The organism is Methylosinus sp. DMC45 (assembly GCF_056313885.1).
Genome location: NZ_JBQUZK010000054.1, coordinates 1 through 17284 on the forward strand (window position 1 = coordinate 1; position 17284 = coordinate 17284).

Sequence of the window (17284 nt, forward strand, 5' to 3'; positions counted from 1 at the left end):
TTCGCCAAGCTCAAAGACTGGCGCCGCATTGCCACCCGTTACGATCGATGCGCACACGCCTTCTTCTCGGCTATATGTATCGCCGCCGCCGTCGCCTTCTATCTCAATCAATGAGTCCTGAGCCTAGCACGCGCACCTGCTGAAAGGAACCATTGCTCAAAGTGTAAAAATATAGAACAATACACGCCTCACCGCGCCCGACACGGACCCGCCGTCCACGGTCTATTACAGTGGTGATTTAAAATAAATCGTTATATCTGCTATAATTAATTACAGCATTGCTATTTTTATGCAAGAAGCGATATTATTTTATCGTTGGTCGAGCTTTGATGCTACTCGGTTTATGGAGGTATTTACGGAAATAGAGGCTCGCCCTGGCATTGTTCTCGGGAGACTCGAATGACGCCACGACAATTCGTCGAGACAGACAACAAGAATTTTTTTAGGGTGCATCGGCAAGTCTATGTATGTAAAGACACATGGCGCCGGGAGCTGACGCGAATATTCGACAAATGCTGGCTGTACGCCGGTCATGCGAGCGAGTTGCAAAAGCCTGGCGACTTTCTCACACGCAAGATTGGCGGTCGGCCCGTCATCTTGGTCAGGGACGTAGCTTCCGAGACGCCGCTCGCGTTCTTGAACGCCTGCGCGCACCGCGGCGCCGTCGTCTGCGCGGACACGAAAGGAACCACGAATCGATTTGCATGTCCCTATCATGGCTGGATGTACGATACGTCCGGCGCTCTCACCGGCGTGCCGGGCAGGTCCGCTTATGGACGCATCGGCGAAGGACTGCCCGCCCCTTCCTTGCCGCAAATCAAGCTCGACGATTATCGCGGCTTTCTCTTCATCAGCTTCGGCGCCCCGTCGGCAAGCCTCGCCTCCTATCTCGGAGGCGCGAAGGAATACATTGACCTCGTCTGCGATCAGTCCGAAGGCTCCGTCGAAGTTCTGCCCGAACATCTTCATCATTCCATCCGAGCCAATTGGAAGCTGCTCGCTGAAAACGGCGTCGATGCTTATCATCTACCGTTTGCCCACAAGCGATTTCTCGAACTTCTCGATTCGCTCGGCACTGATCCGAACTCGCACAAGCGCAGCGGCATCGGCTATGCTCTCGGGGGCGGCCATGCTGTCATTAAGAGTGGGCCGCCTTCGACTGGACGGCCAATTGCCTATTGGAGTCCCCTATTCCCGCCGGACATGAAGGCATCGATCGATAAGAAATTCGATGATCTCGTCGCTCGTGTCGGACAAAGCCGCGCGGAAGACATGGCTCATACCAACCGCAGCCTTTTCGTTTTTCCAAATCTGGTCATCAACGACATCCTCGGATTGAACATCCGGACTTTTTTCCCGACGTCTCCCGACGAAGTCGAAGTGACCGTCTGGGGCGCCGGATTTTCGAATGAGACGCCGGAAGAAAGAGCCATGCGCGTCAGCGCGCTGATCTCTTTCATTGGGCCAGGTGGTTTCGGAACGCCCGACGACGTTGAAATTCTGGAATCCTGCCAGCGGTCGTATGCACACGCGGGCATCGGCTACAGCGACTTCTCACGCGGCATGAGCATCGGCACGACAAATCATACAGATGAAGAGCAGAACAGAGCTTTCTGGCGCGAATGGGCCAATTATGTGGAGCAGCCGTAATGACAGCAACATTCGTCGTTCCCTATATGAGCGCAGTCCCGATCGTTCCGGACATCGTAAGCCGCATCACTTCCTTTCTCGCCTTGGAAGCGGACCTTCTCGATGATTGGCGCCTCGAAGACTGGTTCGAGCTTTTCGAACCGGACGGGCGCTACATCGTCGCTCCATTGCAGCGCCACGCCGAAAGCGCGCCTGAGCAAGCTCTCTGCCTCATTTTGGACGACTATGACCGACTGCGGGCGCGCGTTCGGCATTTCGCGGGCGCGTCGACTTGGATGGAACAACCGCGCTCGCGGACGCGCCGCTTGGTGTCCAACTTGCGATTTTTGGCGCCTCCGACGGAAGAGATCGTCGTGAGAGTGAATTTCGTCGTCTATCAATTTCGAAATCACGAATCCTGGGAATTCGTCGGCAGCGCGAGATATCGGCTCGTTCCGCATGAAGCCGAGTTTCGTATCCGCGAGCGATCGGTGCAATTGGACCATGAGTCGATTTCGAAGCAAAGACGCATCAGCATCATCATCTGAGACCTTTCACGGTGAAAACCATGCAGAACCACGACGGCTATTCGAAGAGTGAAAGCGAAGCCTATATCCACGATGTCGGCTACGCCGATCGAGAGCGCTTGGAGATATTGACGGAGCTATACGATCCCGCGAGTCGAGACTTCATCTCGAGCCAGCTTCCTGACAATGCTCGGTCCGTGTTGGAAATCGGATGCGGGCACGGCCAAATGGCGTTCTGGTTCACCGATCAGGTCAGGTCGCGCAACGGAGCTGTAGTGGCGATAGACGAGTCGCAAGCTCAGATCGACGTCTGTCTCCAAAGACGGGACGAGCGCGGGATCGACAATATTCGCTTCATCCGCCATGACATGACATCCACGCTGGACATCGGAGAAGCGTTCGACGTCGTCTACTGTCGCTTCGTTCTCGCGCATATCACGAATTGGACGACATTTTTCGAAAACGTCTTATCGCTGTGTAAGGACAACGGCTCGATTATCATCGAGGAGCCGACGACACGGCGCTTTTCGATTCCGCATCACCCCTCCGTCCCCCGTTCGGTCGAGCTGCTCGAAAGGTTGGGCGAGAGAATAAATGTCAAATTCAATTGCGCGGAGCCTCTTTGGACATATGTGCAGAACATCGACGTCGACATCGAAGCGGCGCAGTTCACGCAACCGGCGCTCAGGACTCCCCGTCAAAAGAGCCTGATCTGGCGTTCGTTCGTTCAGATTCGTGATCGGCTGCAAGAATTCGGGCTCGCGACTAGTCCAGAGATAGAAGCGCTCGACCGCGATCTCCGGAACGTCGCAGAGGACGACGGCTACCTACTGGAAGGCGTTCGTATTCTTCACCTGCATTTGAGGAAGCGTCCTCCGGTGCGAAACTAAACGGCGCCCATCGGATCGCAGAGCGACGCGGCGGGACGTCTCTTCATCCTTCGGCCGCGTGGCGGAAACAGCGACAAGATCGAGTCCGCGCAAGAATGCTGGAGTCTGCATGTCTCATAATAGTTTCGGCCACCTCTTCCGCGTCACGACATTCGGCGAGAGCCATGGGCCGGCGCTCGGGGTAGTGGTCGATGGTTGTCCGCCCGGAATTGAGCTGACGGCAGCAGAAATTCGACATGCGCTCGATAGACGCCGCCCCGGTCAGTCGCGCTTCACCACGCAACGGCGGGAGCCGGATGACGTGAAAATTCTCTCTGGCGTCTTGACGGACGGAGATGGCCGGCAGATGACGACGGGTACGCCGATCGCTTTGATGATAGATAACACCGATCAGCGCTCGAAAGACTATAGCGAGATCGCGAACAAATTCCGTCCCGGTCATGCAGACTACACCTATGGTGCGAAATACGGAATTCGTGACTATCGCGGTGGCGGACGCGCATCGGCGCGGGAAACGGCCGCGCGCGTTGCAGCGGGCGCGGTCGCCCGTAAAGTCGTCGCGGGCGTGTCGATTCGTGGAGCGCTCGTGCAGATCGGCTCGGACAGAATCGATCGTGAGCGCTTCGACTGGAGCGAGGTGGGCAGAAATTCGCTATTTTGCCCGGATCCACAAGCAGCGCGGCGTTGGGAGGATTATCTCGACGAGGCGCGGAGAACGGGCTCGTCCGTCGGCGCCGTGATCGAAGTGATCGCGGAAGGCGTCCCCGCAGGCTGGGGCGCGCCGATTTACGGTAAGCTCGACGCCGAACTCGCGAGCGCTCTCATGTCGATCAACGCCGTCAAGGGAGTTGAAATCGGAGCGGGCTTTGCGGCCGCGGAACTCTCGGGCGAAGCCAACGCCGACGAAATGCGCTCGGGCAACGACGGCAAACCGGTCTTTCTCTCCAATCACGCCGGCGGCGTCCTCGGTGGCATTTCGACAGGGCAGACTATCGTGGCGCGTTTCGCTGTCAAACCGACATCGTCGATCCTCACGCCGCGGGCGACGATCGACATCCTCGGCGGAAACACGGAAATCGTCACGAAGGGCCGGCACGATCCCTGCGTCGGCATTCGCGCCGTGCCAGTCGGCGAAGCAATGATGGCGATCGTGCTCGCCGATCAGTTTCTGCGGCATCGCGGCCAAGTCGGATAGCGTCGAATGGCGGGAACTTGGCGTCACGCGGCGAGCCGAAGTATCTCCGCTGGAGGACCGACACGAAGCGGCTTCGCGAGGCGCGCCCACTGGAGACGCGATCCGGTCAACGGCCGGGCAAATACGGACGTGCGGCGCAGTGACCGCCGTGGTCTTCACGAGAGCGATGATCGCTGCGCACTGCGGTCCGGCGCTCAAAGCTTTTCGAGCGCGCGTCTCCATCGGAGAACCGAAAATAATCCCTCTCACCGTTGCTCCAAGCAAGCTCGTTACCATCATCAACGGCCCATTCCAGGACGCTACGCTGTGGCGCGATCAAACCGCTCGACCCTGAAATCCATCGCAGAGATTTCCTCCTAACGCGAACGGAGCCTTTTGAAATCATGAACGCCCCCTCTTCCCGTCGCACGGTAAAACCTCTCATGTTTAGCGCTTGACCCTGACATTGATGTCAGGGGCTAGGCCATGCGGAAGGAGGGCGGATGAAGATCGGAGACGTTGCAAGAAGGACTGGGGCGAGCGTGCGCTCCATCCGTCATTACGAGAAAGTCGGCCTGATCCGCGCCACCCGCGAGGAGAACGGCTATCGTGATTTCGACGAGGCCGACGTGGCTTTCGTGCGCCGCATCAGCCGGATGATCCGGCTCGGCTTCACCACGGACGAAATCGCGACATTTCTCAACTGCATCGTCGACGATCCCGCCGCGGTCACCGCCTGTCCGAAGGTGGCCGCTGCACATCGGTTGAAGCTCGAGGCGATCGAACGGCAAATAGCCGATCTCGAAACCCGCCGCCAGAAGCTTCTCATCACGCTGAAGGCTGCCTCCGGTCAGGACGACATCAACTTACCGGAAGCGCTTGTCCATGCCGAAACCGAATCCAACCCCATCGCCCTCGCTCACCCTCGCCACCCTGGCGCTCGCCGTCTATTTCGTCGGCGCGGTTGAATTCATGCTCGCGCCGATGCTGACGCCATTGGCGTCGGCCTTTGCTGCAAAGCCCGCCGATATCGCCTGGCTCGTCTCGGCCTACGCGGTGTCCTATGCCGTACTCGCTCCGCTCATCGGCCTCCTCAGCGATCGGATCGGTCGGCGGCGTCTGTTGTTGCCGGCGCTGGCGCTTCTTGCCGCCGATGCGCTGGCTGTAGCCTTCGCTCCCTCGCTCTCCTTCGCGATCGTCGCCCGAGCGCTCGGCGGCGCGGCGGGAGCGGCGCTTACGCCGACGGCCTTCGCCTTGATCGCCGAGACCGTTCCCGAAGAACGTCAGGCCGGAGCCATGGGGTTGGTCCTCTTTGGCTTGACCCTCGGCATCGCCACGGGTCCGACATTTGCGGGGCTCTTGACCGAAGCTTATGATTGGCGAGCGCCGTTCATTGCCGTCGCCTGTGGCTGCATCGCGGTGCTCATCGTGGCGGCGCGCATTTTGCCGCCATCCATCGCGCGGCAGAGTCGCCCGCTCAAGGCGTCGATGGCCCGATTGCTCGACGGCGCGATCCTCCGGCCCAACCTTTCCAAGGGATTCTGGCTCGGCGCGACGATCGCCGGCTATCTGATCTCCGGCGAGGTTCTGCGTAGCCGCTACGGTCTTTCCACGGGCGTCATCGGCCTTTCCGTCGCTGCCTTCGGTCTCGGGCTCGCCGCAGGCAATCTCGCAATCGGACGGCTGACCGCCTGGGCCGGACGGCCCGAGACTGTGCTGGTCTTCGCCATCGGCCTCATCTTCTTTACGCAGAGCGCGTTCCTCGCAACCGAGCCCAGCCGCGGAACCGCAGTTATCCTTCTGGCTCTTTGGGGATTTGCCTCGGGTCTCGCCGCCCCCGCCAACACCGCTGTTCAGGCGAGCCGAGCTGGATCTGACGCGGGCTTTGTACTGGCGTCATCGGAATCGATGAACAATGGCGCTCTTCTTGTTCTGGCACCAGTCGTCGCAAGTTGGATCGGACGAGCCGACACCGTCGACGCGGCGATCCTGCTCGGCGCCTGTACGCTTGTGGCGCTCGGCGTAAATCTCCTCGATCAGCGGTCGCTCCCGCAAATCCTTCCCGGCGAGACTGCCTAGGTTTCCGGCTTCCGTGATAATCTGCGCTTGTCCCCTTGCGGATAGAGCGCGTCGTCGACGTGCGATTCGAGGAAGTAACGGGAGATGATCGGCGGGTCGAAGCCTGCACCTCTCGACCTCGCCCTGACGCTCGCCATCGCAGCGTCACGCAGCGCGCGAGCGAATTGCTCGCGCGTACTCAACAAAATCGTCGCCAAAGAGACGGCGTGACCCAGATGCTTCTCACTCATATTCAGACTCTCGGTCGGTTCGGACTCGCCCCCTCTGCCGCGCCGGCGCTCCCCGCTCAATAATCGGCCAGCGATCAAATGGCGGGAGCTTTGCAACAATCGGATATTGCTGACGCGGAGCCCCGTCGATTCTGAGCTCGAGCAATCGCTGATATTTTTTAGAAACGAGGAAAGAAACGCGCCTTCGCGGGCGACGGGGCAAGGGCGCACGGCACGGGCGGGAGCGCAGCGACGAACCCTCGCGGCGTTGATCGCGCAAGGGGCATTGGTCTTGGTCGGCGTTTCTCGGCGTTTCGCTTCGTTTCGCGCCAGGTGAGAAAGGCCATCTTGCTACGGTCGAGCCACTGGAGCGGATCGTGCGATTCGTCGAGCTGGTCGAGCGCCGAGCCGAACTCGGATTGGCGGACGTTGCCGCATATTCTCGTGCTGGGTGTTCGCAGGAGCTGCTGGGCGGCGCGGATCGTCACGGCGAGCGCCGTGAGGGAGTAATGCGGGCGCTCCTCGGCGGCAATCGGGCTCGCCCACCGACTCGTGCGCCCGCTCGTTCACGGAGCGCCCGCGCCCTCTTGTCCGCCTCGACGCCTGAGCGCCTATCAGAGATATTGATCGAGAAACCGCAGAATTTTGTCCCGATATTCGGCGTTGGTTCGGAAATAGATGTCCTCATGGCCGACGCCCTCTACCGCCCAGAAGGCTTTCGGCTCTGGAGCGCGGTCGAAAAGTTCGCGCGCTTCGTCGATATGAGTGTTCGGATCCCGCACTCCCGAAATGATGAAAACCGGCGCCTGGACCTTCTCGATCCGGTCGATCGGACGCAACAGCGCTGGATCGAGGCCCGTCATCGTCTGCCCGACGAGCAGCAGGGCTGGCGTCACGAGATGGCCGAGCGGACCGAGAGGGGCGGTCATTCGGTCGTCGATGGCGCGCTCGATGTCAGGATAGACCGACTCCAGCACGAAGGCGTCGGCCGCGATCGGCCCCTGTCCGAGCAATGCCGCAGCGCCGCCGAGCGACTGTCCGATCACGGCGATCTTTCGGCCCGGCAGCTTCTCCCGCATATAGGCGAGCGCTTCGGCAGCGTCCGCGCTCTCGTCTCGACCGAATGAGATTCGGTCACCCGTGCTCTCGCCATGCGCGCGAAAGTCGATTGCCGCGACCGAATAGCCGGCCGCGTTCAAAAAGCGCATTCGAGCGATCATCGCGAGCCGGTTGGCGCGCACCCCATGCAACAGCAATACGCCGCCGCGTTCGGGCGCGCCTGGGATGAACCAGCCCTCTACGCTCACGCCGCCGTTCGGGGCGAGCATGAAGCGCGTCACAGATAGATCGTCCGGCGCCTTTACGATCGCTGGCGCGGGGGCCGTCAGCGCATCAACGAGGCCGATGAGCACGATCGGAACCAGCGCCATCGCGCCGACACCGGCGTAGAGGAAATGTAAAAATCTCATCCGTCTTCGAACCCCATGCCCAAATACGAGCATAGACCGCGTCGCTCGCCCCATTATCTCCGCGCCGCTTCGCCCGAGAGCTTCACAGAAGGTGGAAACGAAAATAGATCACATCCGGTCTCGACGCCAGAATAGCGGCGCGCGCTCGTTCGAGGACGCCTCGCGGCAGCGCGCGCGCCGGCGAGATAGCGCCAGATGGTCGAACCCGGCTGCAGCTGGGGGCGTCGCTCCCAGCGCTTGGCGAGCGCGAGCGCGGGCCTCGACTCTCCTCGGAAGCTCTGGAAACTGGGAAATCGCGGGGCGACGCCGGTGAAACCGCGCAGCACTTTGCGGACTTCGCCGAAATTTAGGCGCGGCTCGAGACGCTGAACGAGATCGAAGACATCGCCCTTCGCGTCGCTCTGAGGGTCCCACCAGCCGCGGCCCTCGTGATTGACGATCAGGATTTCTCCCTATCCGCGTCGGTATTTGAGGCAATTCTTCGTGCTCTCTCGGCGGTCGGGCCGCCAGAGCGGCGTCGCGCGCTCGAGAAACGCCGCCGACCACGAGACGGCCGCGCTGCAAGGGCGCGCGGAACGCGCTGGAGCCTCGGCGACACGCCGTTGCCGGCGTGGACAGCGCTAGCGTAGCCATGTCTTCCCTCTTCCTTTGCTCCGGATTCCCATTCGTGATTCACTCTTACTCGAATGCGAAGCGGCGGCGCGGAGGGCCGGCATGGCGGCGATGGACGAGATCGCGATTGCGTTGCAGGGCCGAAGTCCCGAGGCGAACCGCCATCGTTCCTGGCGCGTCGAGGCCGGGCGCGATCTGTTCGGATCCTGGATCGTGCGCGTCTCCTTCGGCCGGATCGGCTGCCGGGGCCGAACATTCGCGCGCGAATTCGGATCGGAGGACGAGGCGCGCGCCTATGTGCGCGACGGGCTGCGCCGCCGGAAGGGCGCGGTTCAGCGCTGCGGGGTCGAATATCGCGTCGTCGACTCCTCGCCCGCGGCGCAGCTTCTCTTGGCGACGCTCAGATTATCGAGCGGCCAAAAACCCACGGAAGCGCCCGAGCCCCGCCATGAAGAGTGAGCAGCCGCCGCAGAGCGGCGCCTCGCGGGAAACGCTCGTCGGCTCGGTCGAGCGCGCGACGTTCCACAATGAGGAGAATGGGTTCGCGGTCCTGAAGATCAAAGCCCACGGCAAACGCGATCTCGTGCCGGTCGTCGGCCGCGCCGCATCGATTTCCGCGGGCGAATATATTCACGCCGTCGGCGTCTGGATCAACGATTGCGTGACGACGTTCGAAACCATCGAAGCGACCCCGGAAAAGCTGAAGGAGGTCTCGGGGATCGGAGAGTTCCGCGCCAATAGGATTGCCTCCGGCGGGGCCGCGCAGAAGGCCGTGTGCGACATTATGGAGTTTCTGCACGCGCATGGCGTCGGAACCTCGCGCGCGGCGCGCATCTTCAGAAGCGGACGGGAAAGACTCTCGCGCCGTCGCAGCGCGCAGCGATCAAAATGGTGTGAGCTCCAAAGTCGCCGTGATCACCTCCCGACAGCCTCGACGTACAAATCGATGTCAGGTTCGACAACTGGTTCAGCAAGCGGGAGCGAAAATACGAAAGTAGCGCCCCCGCCGGGCGTGGCGTCGACCGAGATCTTGACGATTTGCGACGGCCATTACAATCCACCGTGGAAGGGAAATCCGACCGAGCGGAGATTTTCGCCGAACATCGGCATCCTGTTCAAGCTCACTCCCGAATATTCGTTCTTCGCGAGCTACTCGGAATCGTTCAGCTTTTCGAATTCCGCGATAAGCTTCGACGGTTCGGCGTTCCCGCCTCAGAAGGGCGAACAGTGGGAGGGCGGCGCAAAAGCAAGTCTCTTCGACGGTCGGCGCACGGGCTCTGTCGTGTATTTCGATCTCACCATGAGCAATCAATTGACCGCCGACGTGCTTCATCCCGGCTTCTCGGTCGCGACGGGCGAGGTCCGCAGCAGCGGCGTGGAATTCGACCTGGCCGGGCAGATCACAGACAACATAAGCCTCTTCTGCAGCTACACCTACGACGACACGATCATCATCAGCGACAACACGACAGGGGCCGGCGCGTCTCTCGGAAAGTGCTGGCCCGGCGTGCCGCGTAACGCTGGCATCTATGGGCCAAATACGATACGGCGCCGGGCCTGAGCGAGGGTTGGACCTTCGGCGCCGGCTTCTATGCGAATGGAGACCGTCAGGGCGACAACACGAACTCCTTGCAGCTTCCCGGGCTATGTCTGCGTCGACACGATGTTCGGATATAGAACGGTTCTGGCGGGCGTGCCTGTCGAGGCGCAGCTCAACGTCAAAAATATCAATGATATCGATATTTCGAGGCTACCGGCGGCGGAATCTACTTCTATTACGGCGCTCCGCGGACTTTCGTGGGCTCAATGCGCGGACTTTCGTGGGCCCAATGAAGGTGAAATTCTAAAAAATTGAAATGAATGCTATGAAGCTACCGCGGCTCCGATCAATTCGAGCTGCGGTGCGCCACGAAGGAGCAGGCTGGCGGCATGCGTCGGGATCGCTGCTTTGCACTTCGTCGCGGTGAGGGTTCAAATGTATATGCTACTGATGGAGGCCGATTTGACCACACTCGATTTGTCATCGCACCAGCCTGCCGCACGGCCGAAGACGCTCCGAAGCTGGCGCGCGGCATGGCTGAAAATTCACCTTTGGCTCGGCCTCGCCTTGGGCCTCTTTCTGTCGATCATCGGCGTCACCGGCTCGTCGCTCGTGTTTTTCCATGAGATCGACGAAGCGCTCAATCCGAAACTGCGCATCGTCACCGCGCCGGCGCAAGGCAAGGCGGCGTGGCGTCCCGTCGAAGAAATCGCCGATGCGGCGCGAAAGGCCATCCCCGTCGGATCGCAGCTCGGCTTTTGCTATTGGCCCCAGCGCGACGACGAGGCTTTCCTCTTCTATTACCAAATCAAAGCGCCCGGTTCGGACGATGTCGAGACCCGTCATGTCTTCGTCGATCCTTATCGAGCCGAGGTCACGGGAACGCGCCGCTGGTACGCGGCTGGCAATCCCTTCGACGACGCCTTCGTCGCATTCTTGTTCAGGCTGCATTACGCTTTGCTCGTCCGCGGAACCGGCGATATTGCGGTGGGGATAATTGCGGTCCTCGCTTTCGTCTCCACCGTGACGGGGGTCGTGCTTTGGTGGCCCCGGAACGGCAAATGGCGTGGCGCCTTCACCTGGAAATGGCCAGCGAAATCGGAACGGCTGAACTACGATATCCATCGCCTGTCAGGAGTCTTCCTTCTGCCTGTCGCTATCGCCGTGCTGCTTTCAGGGGTCTACTTCAATCTGCCGACGCAGTTTCGCACAGTGGTCGAACTGTTCTCGCCGCTTACGAACGCGGACAAGCTTCGTTCTGCGGCGCCCGATGGAACACTATCGGTTTCGCTCGATGATGCGCTCGAAATCGTTGCGCGGCGTTTCCCTGATGGGCGCGTCTATGCCTTGGTTCCCCCACAAGCTCCCGACAGCTCGGTCCGCATTCATCAACTGTTCCCGGTCGGCTGGGGTATCGAGGGCCGTCGTACGATTTACATCGATCGATACAAAGGGGACGTGCTGCATGTGAACGATCCCCTCGCCGGAAACGGTGATGGCTTCGTCGCATGGCAGTGGCCGCTGCATTCTGGCTATGTGTTCGGCTGGCCGGGGCGCATCGCGGTTTTTCTCTTCGGGCTGAGCTGGCCGCTCGTTTTCGTTACCGGCATCATCCGCTGGCGGCAAAAACGCCGTGCCCGGGATGCTGTAGCGCTAAGGCGAATATGATCACGTTAGCGAACGCTGACAGAGAGAGACGTAGGATCGTCATCGTTGCGCGACATCGGCGATTGTGTCCACTTGTATATAGAAGCGGACACGACCATCGCGCCACCTGTCAGGTAGCTATCTCAAAAAAACCGCAATCAACGCCAAGCGGCCGCCGCCGGAGGGATGCTGTCCGTCATCGGCGGGTTGATTGTCAGCTAGGCGCTGACGTTCTAAACGACGCCGGTCGTATACCGCGCCAGCTTGTCGGCGAACCGTCTCGCTGTGGCGCGGTACGGGGGAAGGCAAGGGGCGCGATTCTACACGGCCTGTCGCTCTCAATAATTCAGCGTCGTTCCGGCGATGTGGAAAATCAGGAAGACATAAGCGATGATAAGTCCACTCGCCGCAAGTCCGCTCTGGTGGAGGCGCGTCCACCTCCCGCCGACCCGCCTGCGCCAGAAATCGACAGCCACGAAAACGGCGAATGCGGCGCCGACGACGCCGAGCCAGGCCAAAACATAGATCGCGATCAGCGCCGGATCGAAAGAGTCGTTCAAAAGGCTGGCGTCGTTTCGCACGGCGAGCATGATGAGAGCCCCGACGACGAGGAGATCGACGAGCAGCGCTGATCTGACGAAAGCGAGCCGATGACGATCCGCGGCCGGCAGGCGGGACGATCGCTTGCGCCAGCGCCGCCATAGGGCGGCGAGAGGCCAGGCCAGCAGCGACAGCAGCGCAAATGCGACGCTAGCCGCGAAGGCGGGGACGACCCAGCGAGCGTCGATCGGCCAGGGGGCGCGCTCCAGCCGCTGTGCGCCGCCGTTGAAGTAGGGCTCGGACCCGAGAACGGCCGAAAAGCGCCAGCCGCTCGATCCCTCGAAGACATTGGCGCCGACGGGCTTCATCGCGCGGCCCGCGCCGAAGGGCCAAAAGGCCGGCCGAAGCGTCAGGCCGCCGTCGGCCTCGACGCGAATGACCTGCTGCCCCACCAGCGCCAAGACGCTCAGGAAATTGGTCTGCGCCCGGCGGCTTCCCTGATAGGCGCCGGCGAGACGCGGGTCGGCCGGGGAGACAGCTGAGAACGCCTCTCGCGGCGCGATGCGATCCGCCAGGGCCCGCGCGATGTCCTGGGGCTGCGGCTGATCGCTGAAGCCGTCGCGCGAGACGAAAACGCCGAGGCCCTTGTCGCGGAACAGCTCCAGATCGCTGAAAAAGGCCTGCGTGCCGCCACCATGGCCGGCGGCGTCGACGCCGCCGAGGCGTCGCAGAATGAAGACTAGTCCGACCTCGGCGCCCGGCTCGGCCAACGTCAACATCTGCTCGAGCCGAGCAGATGGGAGAATGCGCGCGCCGTCGAGTTCCCCGCCGCTCAGCAGCGCCCGCATGAATCGGCCCATATCCTCGCCCGTCGCCGTCAGCGCGCCAGCCGGGGCGGCGGCTATGGTCTCGAAATAATCGACCGGCGGCAGGCCGCGGCCGCGATAGCCTTTCGCCATCATCGGCCCGAGCGCTTCCGGCAGCGGTTGGCGGAAGGTGGCGCGCTCCATGCGCAGCGGTGCGAGAATGTGACGCTCGACATAATCGACGAAGCTCTCACCCGAGACGCGCTCGACGACATAGCCGGCGAGCGCCATGCCGTAATTCGAATAGGCGGTGACATCGCCATTGGGAAAAATTCGAAGTGGCAGAGATTTCGTGACCCAGGCGGAGAGCGGCATGGGCTCGACCAAGCGGGAAAAGAGATCCTTGAAATGCTCTTCGAAGCCGGCGCGATGCGTCAGCAGGAGGCGCAATGTAACAGGACGGCCGCCCGGCGGCGTCGGAATGGAGAAGCCGGCATAGTCGGAGACGTCCGTGTCGAGATCGAGCTTTCCTTCGTCGACGAGCTGCATCACCGCTATTCCGGTGAAGAGCTTGGAGATCGAGCCCGGACGAACCAGCGTCCGATCGGCGGTGAAGGGGCGGCTCGCCTCCTTGTCGGCGACGCCATAGCCCTTGGAAAAGAGCGGGCGTTCGCGATCCACCACCACCACGACGGCGCCCGCGCCGCCATGGTCGAGCCATTCCTTCATGATCGGATCGACGACCTCAGCGATATCTCTTTCCTCGACGGTGGCGGGCTCGGCCAAAACGCTGAGACCGGCCGCGAACAAAAAGCCAACGGCGAGCAGGAAAAGCCCCGCCATCCGCGCGAAACGAAAACGCCGCATTTTGCAAATCCCTTCTACGAAATCATGGCGGCATCACCGCTCGGGGACGACCGTGAGCCCCGCAAGCAAGGATGCTCCGACAAAGTCGAGCGTCGGCGACTTCTAGGGCGCGATTCTGGCGCGAAACGCCATACGACACAAGTTACGGATTCGACAGCTTCTGGCGCGATTTTACGTTCCTGAGCGTGAACCAGTTCATCGGAATTGGAAAATGCAAATAGGCGTGCAATCTCATTCTAAACGGCGATGCTCATTATGCGCGACCCGCCACTGCGCCCATGCTCAGTCGACCTATGGTTCGCGTAAATCGAGCGGCCGATTATGGCGGAGTTCCCCTTCCGGCGGCGAAGAAGCAGGCGGCTCGAAAGACCGATGACGACGAAGACGGCGCCGGCGAGAAGGCCGAGCCCGAAATGCAGCTTTCGTAGTATCGGCCCGATCCTTCCACCTTTCGCTGTACGCTGGTCTCGCGATTTGGCTCCCAAATCAGTTTTCATGGGGCCGCTCCCATAGGGTAGGCTGCGGCGCGGCCCTGGAAAGCCGGCCACGCCGGAAAGTTCGATCAGAATTCGACTTTCAGCGAGCCAGTGAAGGCCCGCGGCGATTGCGGAGACACATTCCAGCCGCCGCCGAAGACCTGATAATAGGTTTTATCGAGGAGATTGTTGATATTGAGCTGCAGAGTGAGCCGTGTTCCCTGCCAAGCAAAGGAATAGCGCGTCATGAAATTGACTGTCGCATAGCCGGGCACGAGGAAGGTATTGCCGTTGTTGATCGGCGTGTCGCCGCGCGCATAGACGCCGGCGCCGATCGCCAGACCACGCAGGGGCTCATATTGCGGCTCATAGACGCCCCAGACGCTGCCGCTGAAGCGCGGCGCGCCATAAAAGCGATTACCCTTGTTGCCTGTGTCGTCCTTGACGATCCTCGCATCGAGATACGAGAAGCTGCCGATGAATTTCAGCTCCGGCGTCAATTGTCCAGAAGCGTCGACATCGACGCCGCGATTGCGAACGGCGCCAGTCGGAACCTGGATGCCCAGCGCCGCGGAGATCGGATCGGAGGCGGGTGACGGGACGTTGATTTTCTCTATGTCGAACCAAGCGACCGTGCCGGTCAGTCGGCCGTCCCAGAGGCTCGTCTTGACGCCGGCCTCCCATTGGCGGGCCTCCTCCGGCGGCAGATTGTACTGATAAGGCGAGTCATTTGAAAAAATATTCGCCGTGAAGCCTTCGACATAATCGCCGAACAGGCTCACTTCGGGGATCGGCTGCCATAATAGGCCGACGCGCGGCTTGATCACCGCCTGCGCCTCGCGCCCGCTCGAGATCTGCAGCGAGGGCGCATAAACCGTCTGCGTGCCGAGCGAGCGCACATTGTCGTAGCGAAAGCCTGCCAGCACATGGAAATTATACGGCAGCTCGATCTGGTCCTGGAGATAGAGTCCGAAAAGGCTCTGATGCTTCTCGAGAGAATAGCTCCAATCGGGCGCGCCGAGCAGATAGAGCGGCAGACCGGTGTGAACCGGATTATAGAGATCGATCGACGGAGCGGAGAAATTGAACGAGCGCGTTCCAGTGCGATGATAGAGCGAGAGATCCGTTCCCGCGAGCAGAGTATGGGCGAGGCCGAAGGTCGAGAAATGTCCGGTGACGTCGACGCTCGTGTAATAATTCTGCTCCTTGCTGTCGGGGTTGCTGATCATACGCTCGACCGTGCAGGACGTTGCGCCGCAGGCGTTGAACGGGCCGATCGCAAGGAGGGCCACTCCCTTGTTGTCGATGAAATTGGCGTCGAAACGATGGGTGAGCGACCAGTCGGCGGAGAAATCATGCGTCCATTTGAAGCCGGCACGGATATTCGTATTGTCGAATTGGCTTCCCGGCTCTCCGTAATTGCGTGACCGCGAGATGGGCGCGATCGCTCTCGGCGTTCCATTCCCGTCGACGAGCAGCGGCGTGCCGAGCTCGAGCGGGCCGGAGCCGTCGAGATAGCGTAGATAAAGGTCGAAACGCGTGTCGGCGGAAGGCTCCCAGTGAATGCGCGGGGCCAGGAATATATGGTGGCTATGGACGAGTTCGCGGAAAGACTGATCGTTCTCATAGGCGGCGTTGAAGCGATAGAGGATGCTCTTGTCGGCGGTCAGCGGGCCGGTCGCGTCGAGTGTGGTGCGATAATCGGCAAAAGAGCCGATCTGCTGCTGAATGCTGTAATAGGGAGCGTCGAGCGGCTTTTTGGTGGTGAGCTCGATGATTCCGCCGGGATTGATGCGACCGTAGAGGATCGACGCCGGCCCTTTGAGCACTTCCACCTGCTCGACGTCGGCGGTCTCTTCTCTTATAGGCGTGTTGTAATTTTCGACGCGGACGCCGTCGATGAAATATTTGTATGTGTCGAAGCCGCGGATCTGATAGCCGGACTGCAGGCCGCCGATCGATGTCGCATAGACGCTGCTGACGTTCTGGACCGCGTCGTCGATGGTGATGACTTGCTGATCCTTCAGCACCTGTTGCGGAACGACGACCACATCGACCGGCGTTTTCATGATCGGCGTATCTGTGCGCGTCGCGAGGTTCGTATCGGTCCGAGTGTAGGACTGCGGTCCATTCGCCTCTCCTACGGCGGCCCGCGGGCGAGCGCTGTCGCGCGCAGCCATATCCTTGCCGATTTCGATCGTCGGCAAGGATTCCTGCGCGAAGGAAAAGGAGGGTGAAGCGAGCGCTATCGTCAGCGCGCCGAAAGAGGCGGAGACCCGCCGTTTGGAACGTAGCATGAAATTCTCCTTGAGCGGCCGCTCTGGGCCGTCTCGACCGAGGTGGGGAATACGCAGCCGCAAGGCCGCGCCGTCGGTTCAGGAGAAGAAGGGAGGCGCGCGCGAGCACCAGCTGCCACCCCAACCGAGCGGGGGGCCGCCGGTTCGCTCAGAGGGCATATTGGCGATACGCGTGAGGTCTCGCACGGGAGAGGGAAGTTCGGCGTCCGAACGAGCGGAGACGAGCGGAAGGCCGGCCGCCGCCGGACAGGCGAGACAGCAAGTCTGACAATCGCGCCGATGATCGTGCTTATGCCCGCGCTCGCCGTCGCATTGTCCGGAGTCGCTCGCCTGCACCAAATTCGTGCGCAGAATCTCCGCCTCGGCGGAGAACGGCGCGGGAGCCGCGGTCTGGGCGACGAGCAGCCAAGCGGCCGCGAGCACGAGAATCGCGCGCGTGAAAAGCCGCAGCTGCCGAAAACATCGCATCAGCGATTTGACCCATGGAGGCCGGACCGATCGACCCGAGCGTCGGTTCCTCGC

The 17284-nt window shown here is 61.2% G+C and carries 15 protein-coding genes and 2 pseudogenes; 12 read left to right on the forward strand and 5 right to left on the reverse strand.

Annotated elements, in window-relative coordinates; translation table 11 throughout:
• The 7 genes and pseudogenes from ACT53T_RS18245 to ACT53T_RS18275 form a co-directional block, all read left to right on the forward strand.
• Positions 1 to 114: pseudogene (locus tag ACT53T_RS18245) on the forward strand (IS5/IS1182 family transposase); the annotation flags it as partial.
• Positions 115 to 399: 285 nt separating this feature from the next.
• A complete protein-coding gene (locus ACT53T_RS18250; protein ID WP_476162300.1) occupies positions 400 to 1650 on the forward strand; it encodes an aromatic ring-hydroxylating oxygenase subunit alpha in 1251 nt (416 codons plus the stop codon).
• Positions 1650 to 2177, forward strand: a complete 528-nt coding sequence (locus ACT53T_RS18255; protein ID WP_476162301.1) for an aromatic-ring-hydroxylating dioxygenase subunit beta — start codon at positions 1650 to 1652, stop codon at positions 2175 to 2177. The genes ACT53T_RS18250 and ACT53T_RS18255 overlap by 1 nt, the downstream gene beginning before the upstream one ends.
• Positions 2178 to 2197: 20 nt before the next feature.
• Positions 2198 to 3046 carry a class I SAM-dependent methyltransferase gene (locus ACT53T_RS18260; RefSeq protein WP_476162302.1) on the forward strand — a complete coding sequence of 283 codons (849 nt, stop codon included), beginning with the start codon at positions 2198 to 2200 and terminating at the stop codon, positions 3044 to 3046.
• Between the two features lie 109 nt (positions 3047 to 3155).
• Positions 3156 to 4241, forward strand: coding sequence for a chorismate synthase (gene aroC, locus ACT53T_RS18265; RefSeq protein ID WP_476162303.1), 1086 nt, complete (start codon positions 3156 to 3158; stop codon positions 4239 to 4241).
• 482 nt (positions 4242 to 4723) lie between these two features.
• A complete protein-coding gene (locus ACT53T_RS18270; protein ID WP_476162304.1) occupies positions 4724 to 5188 on the forward strand; it encodes a MerR family transcriptional regulator in 465 nt (154 codons plus the stop codon).
• 4 nt (positions 5189 to 5192) lie between these two features.
• Positions 5193 to 6299 carry an MFS transporter gene (locus ACT53T_RS18275; RefSeq protein WP_476162305.1) on the forward strand — a complete coding sequence of 369 codons (1107 nt, stop codon included), beginning with the start codon at positions 5193 to 5195 and terminating at the stop codon, positions 6297 to 6299.
• Here ACT53T_RS18275 and ACT53T_RS18280 read toward each other — a convergent pair.
• Both ACT53T_RS18280 and ACT53T_RS18285 read right to left on the reverse strand, forming a co-directional pair.
• On the reverse strand, positions 6296 to 6529 hold the full coding sequence (locus ACT53T_RS18280) for a hypothetical protein (protein ID WP_476162306.1): 234 nt from the start codon (positions 6527 to 6529) through the stop codon (positions 6296 to 6298). The genes ACT53T_RS18275 and ACT53T_RS18280 overlap by 4 nt on opposite strands.
• 593 nt (positions 6530 to 7122) lie before the next feature.
• Positions 7123 to 7977 carry an alpha/beta hydrolase gene (locus ACT53T_RS18285; protein WP_476162307.1) on the reverse strand — a complete coding sequence of 285 codons (855 nt, stop codon included), beginning with the start codon at positions 7975 to 7977 and terminating at the stop codon, positions 7123 to 7125.
• A gap of 714 nt (positions 7978 to 8691) precedes the next feature.
• On the opposite strand from ACT53T_RS18285, the gene ACT53T_RS18290 reads away from it, so the two are divergent.
• From ACT53T_RS18290 to ACT53T_RS18305, 4 genes and pseudogenes are all read left to right on the forward strand, one after another.
• Positions 8692 to 9048 carry a WGR domain-containing protein gene (locus tag ACT53T_RS18290; protein WP_476162308.1) on the forward strand — a complete coding sequence of 119 codons (357 nt, stop codon included), beginning with the start codon at positions 8692 to 8694 and terminating at the stop codon, positions 9046 to 9048.
• Positions 9038 to 9433, forward strand: a pseudogene (locus tag ACT53T_RS18295) (YrrC family ATP-dependent DNA helicase); the annotation flags it as partial. The gene ACT53T_RS18290 and the pseudogene ACT53T_RS18295, both read left to right, overlap by 11 nt.
• Positions 9422 to 10150, forward strand: coding sequence for a TonB-dependent receptor domain-containing protein (locus tag ACT53T_RS18300; RefSeq protein ID WP_476162367.1), 729 nt, complete (start codon positions 9422 to 9424; stop codon positions 10148 to 10150). The pseudogene ACT53T_RS18295 and the gene ACT53T_RS18300, both read left to right, overlap by 12 nt.
• A gap of 441 nt (positions 10151 to 10591) precedes the next feature.
• Entirely contained in the window at positions 10592 to 11797 is a 1206-nt protein-coding gene (locus ACT53T_RS18305; RefSeq protein WP_476162309.1) for a PepSY-associated TM helix domain-containing protein, read from the forward strand.
• Between the two features lie 317 nt (positions 11798 to 12114).
• Here ACT53T_RS18305 and ACT53T_RS18310 read toward each other — a convergent pair whose 3' ends face one another.
• A complete protein-coding gene (locus ACT53T_RS18310) occupies positions 12115 to 13851 on the reverse strand; it encodes a serine hydrolase domain-containing protein (protein ID WP_476162310.1) in 1737 nt (578 codons plus the stop codon).
• Here ACT53T_RS18310 and ACT53T_RS18315 point away from each other — a divergent pair.
• Positions 13831 to 14172, forward strand: a complete 342-nt coding sequence (locus tag ACT53T_RS18315) for a hypothetical protein (RefSeq protein ID WP_476162311.1) — start codon at positions 13831 to 13833, stop codon at positions 14170 to 14172. The two genes, ACT53T_RS18310 and ACT53T_RS18315, sit on opposite strands and share 21 nt — an antisense overlap.
• Positions 14173 to 14551: 379 nt before the next feature.
• On the opposite strand, the gene ACT53T_RS18320 is transcribed toward ACT53T_RS18315, so the two are convergent.
• Together ACT53T_RS18320 and ACT53T_RS18325 are read right to left on the reverse strand one after the other, a co-directional pair.
• Positions 14552 to 16762: a TonB-dependent siderophore receptor gene (locus ACT53T_RS18320; RefSeq protein ID WP_476162312.1), complete on the reverse strand. Its 2211-nt coding sequence runs from the start codon at positions 16760 to 16762 to the stop codon at positions 14552 to 14554.
• Positions 16763 to 16840: 78 nt separating this feature from the next.
• Positions 16841 to 17230: a hypothetical protein gene (locus ACT53T_RS18325; RefSeq protein WP_476162313.1), complete on the reverse strand. Its 390-nt coding sequence runs from the start codon at positions 17228 to 17230 to the stop codon at positions 16841 to 16843.
• Between the last annotated feature and the right edge of the window lie 54 nt (positions 17231 to 17284).

Coding starts and splice junctions, on each gene's coding strand:
- ACT53T_RS18325 (WP_476162313.1), bottom strand. CDS start 17,230: ATGCGATGTTTTCGGCAGCTGCGGCTTTTCACGCGCGCGATTCTCGTG.
- ACT53T_RS18320 (WP_476162312.1), bottom strand. CDS start 16,762: ATGCTACGTTCCAAACGGCGGGTCTCCGCCTCTTTCGGCGCGCTGACG.
- ACT53T_RS18285 (WP_476162307.1), bottom strand. CDS start 7,977: ATGAGATTTTTACATTTCCTCTACGCCGGTGTCGGCGCGATGGCGCTG.
- ACT53T_RS18290 (WP_476162308.1), top strand. CDS start 8,692: ATGGCGGCGATGGACGAGATCGCGATTGCGTTGCAGGGCCGAAGTCCC.
- ACT53T_RS18310 (WP_476162310.1), bottom strand. CDS start 13,851: ATGAAGGAATGGCTCGACCATGGCGGCGCGGGCGCCGTCGTGGTGGTG.
- ACT53T_RS18315 (WP_476162311.1), top strand. CDS start 13,831: ATGGTCGAGCCATTCCTTCATGATCGGATCGACGACCTCAGCGATATC.
- ACT53T_RS18250 (WP_476162300.1), top strand. CDS start 400: ATGACGCCACGACAATTCGTCGAGACAGACAACAAGAATTTTTTTAGG.
- ACT53T_RS18255 (WP_476162301.1), top strand. CDS start 1,650: ATGACAGCAACATTCGTCGTTCCCTATATGAGCGCAGTCCCGATCGTT.
- aroC (WP_476162303.1), top strand. CDS start 3,156: ATGTCTCATAATAGTTTCGGCCACCTCTTCCGCGTCACGACATTCGGC.
- ACT53T_RS18275 (WP_476162305.1), top strand. CDS start 5,193: ATGCTCGCGCCGATGCTGACGCCATTGGCGTCGGCCTTTGCTGCAAAG.
- ACT53T_RS18270 (WP_476162304.1), top strand. CDS start 4,724: ATGAAGATCGGAGACGTTGCAAGAAGGACTGGGGCGAGCGTGCGCTCC.
- ACT53T_RS18280 (WP_476162306.1), bottom strand. CDS start 6,529: ATGAGTGAGAAGCATCTGGGTCACGCCGTCTCTTTGGCGACGATTTTG.
- ACT53T_RS18260 (WP_476162302.1), top strand. CDS start 2,198: ATGCAGAACCACGACGGCTATTCGAAGAGTGAAAGCGAAGCCTATATC.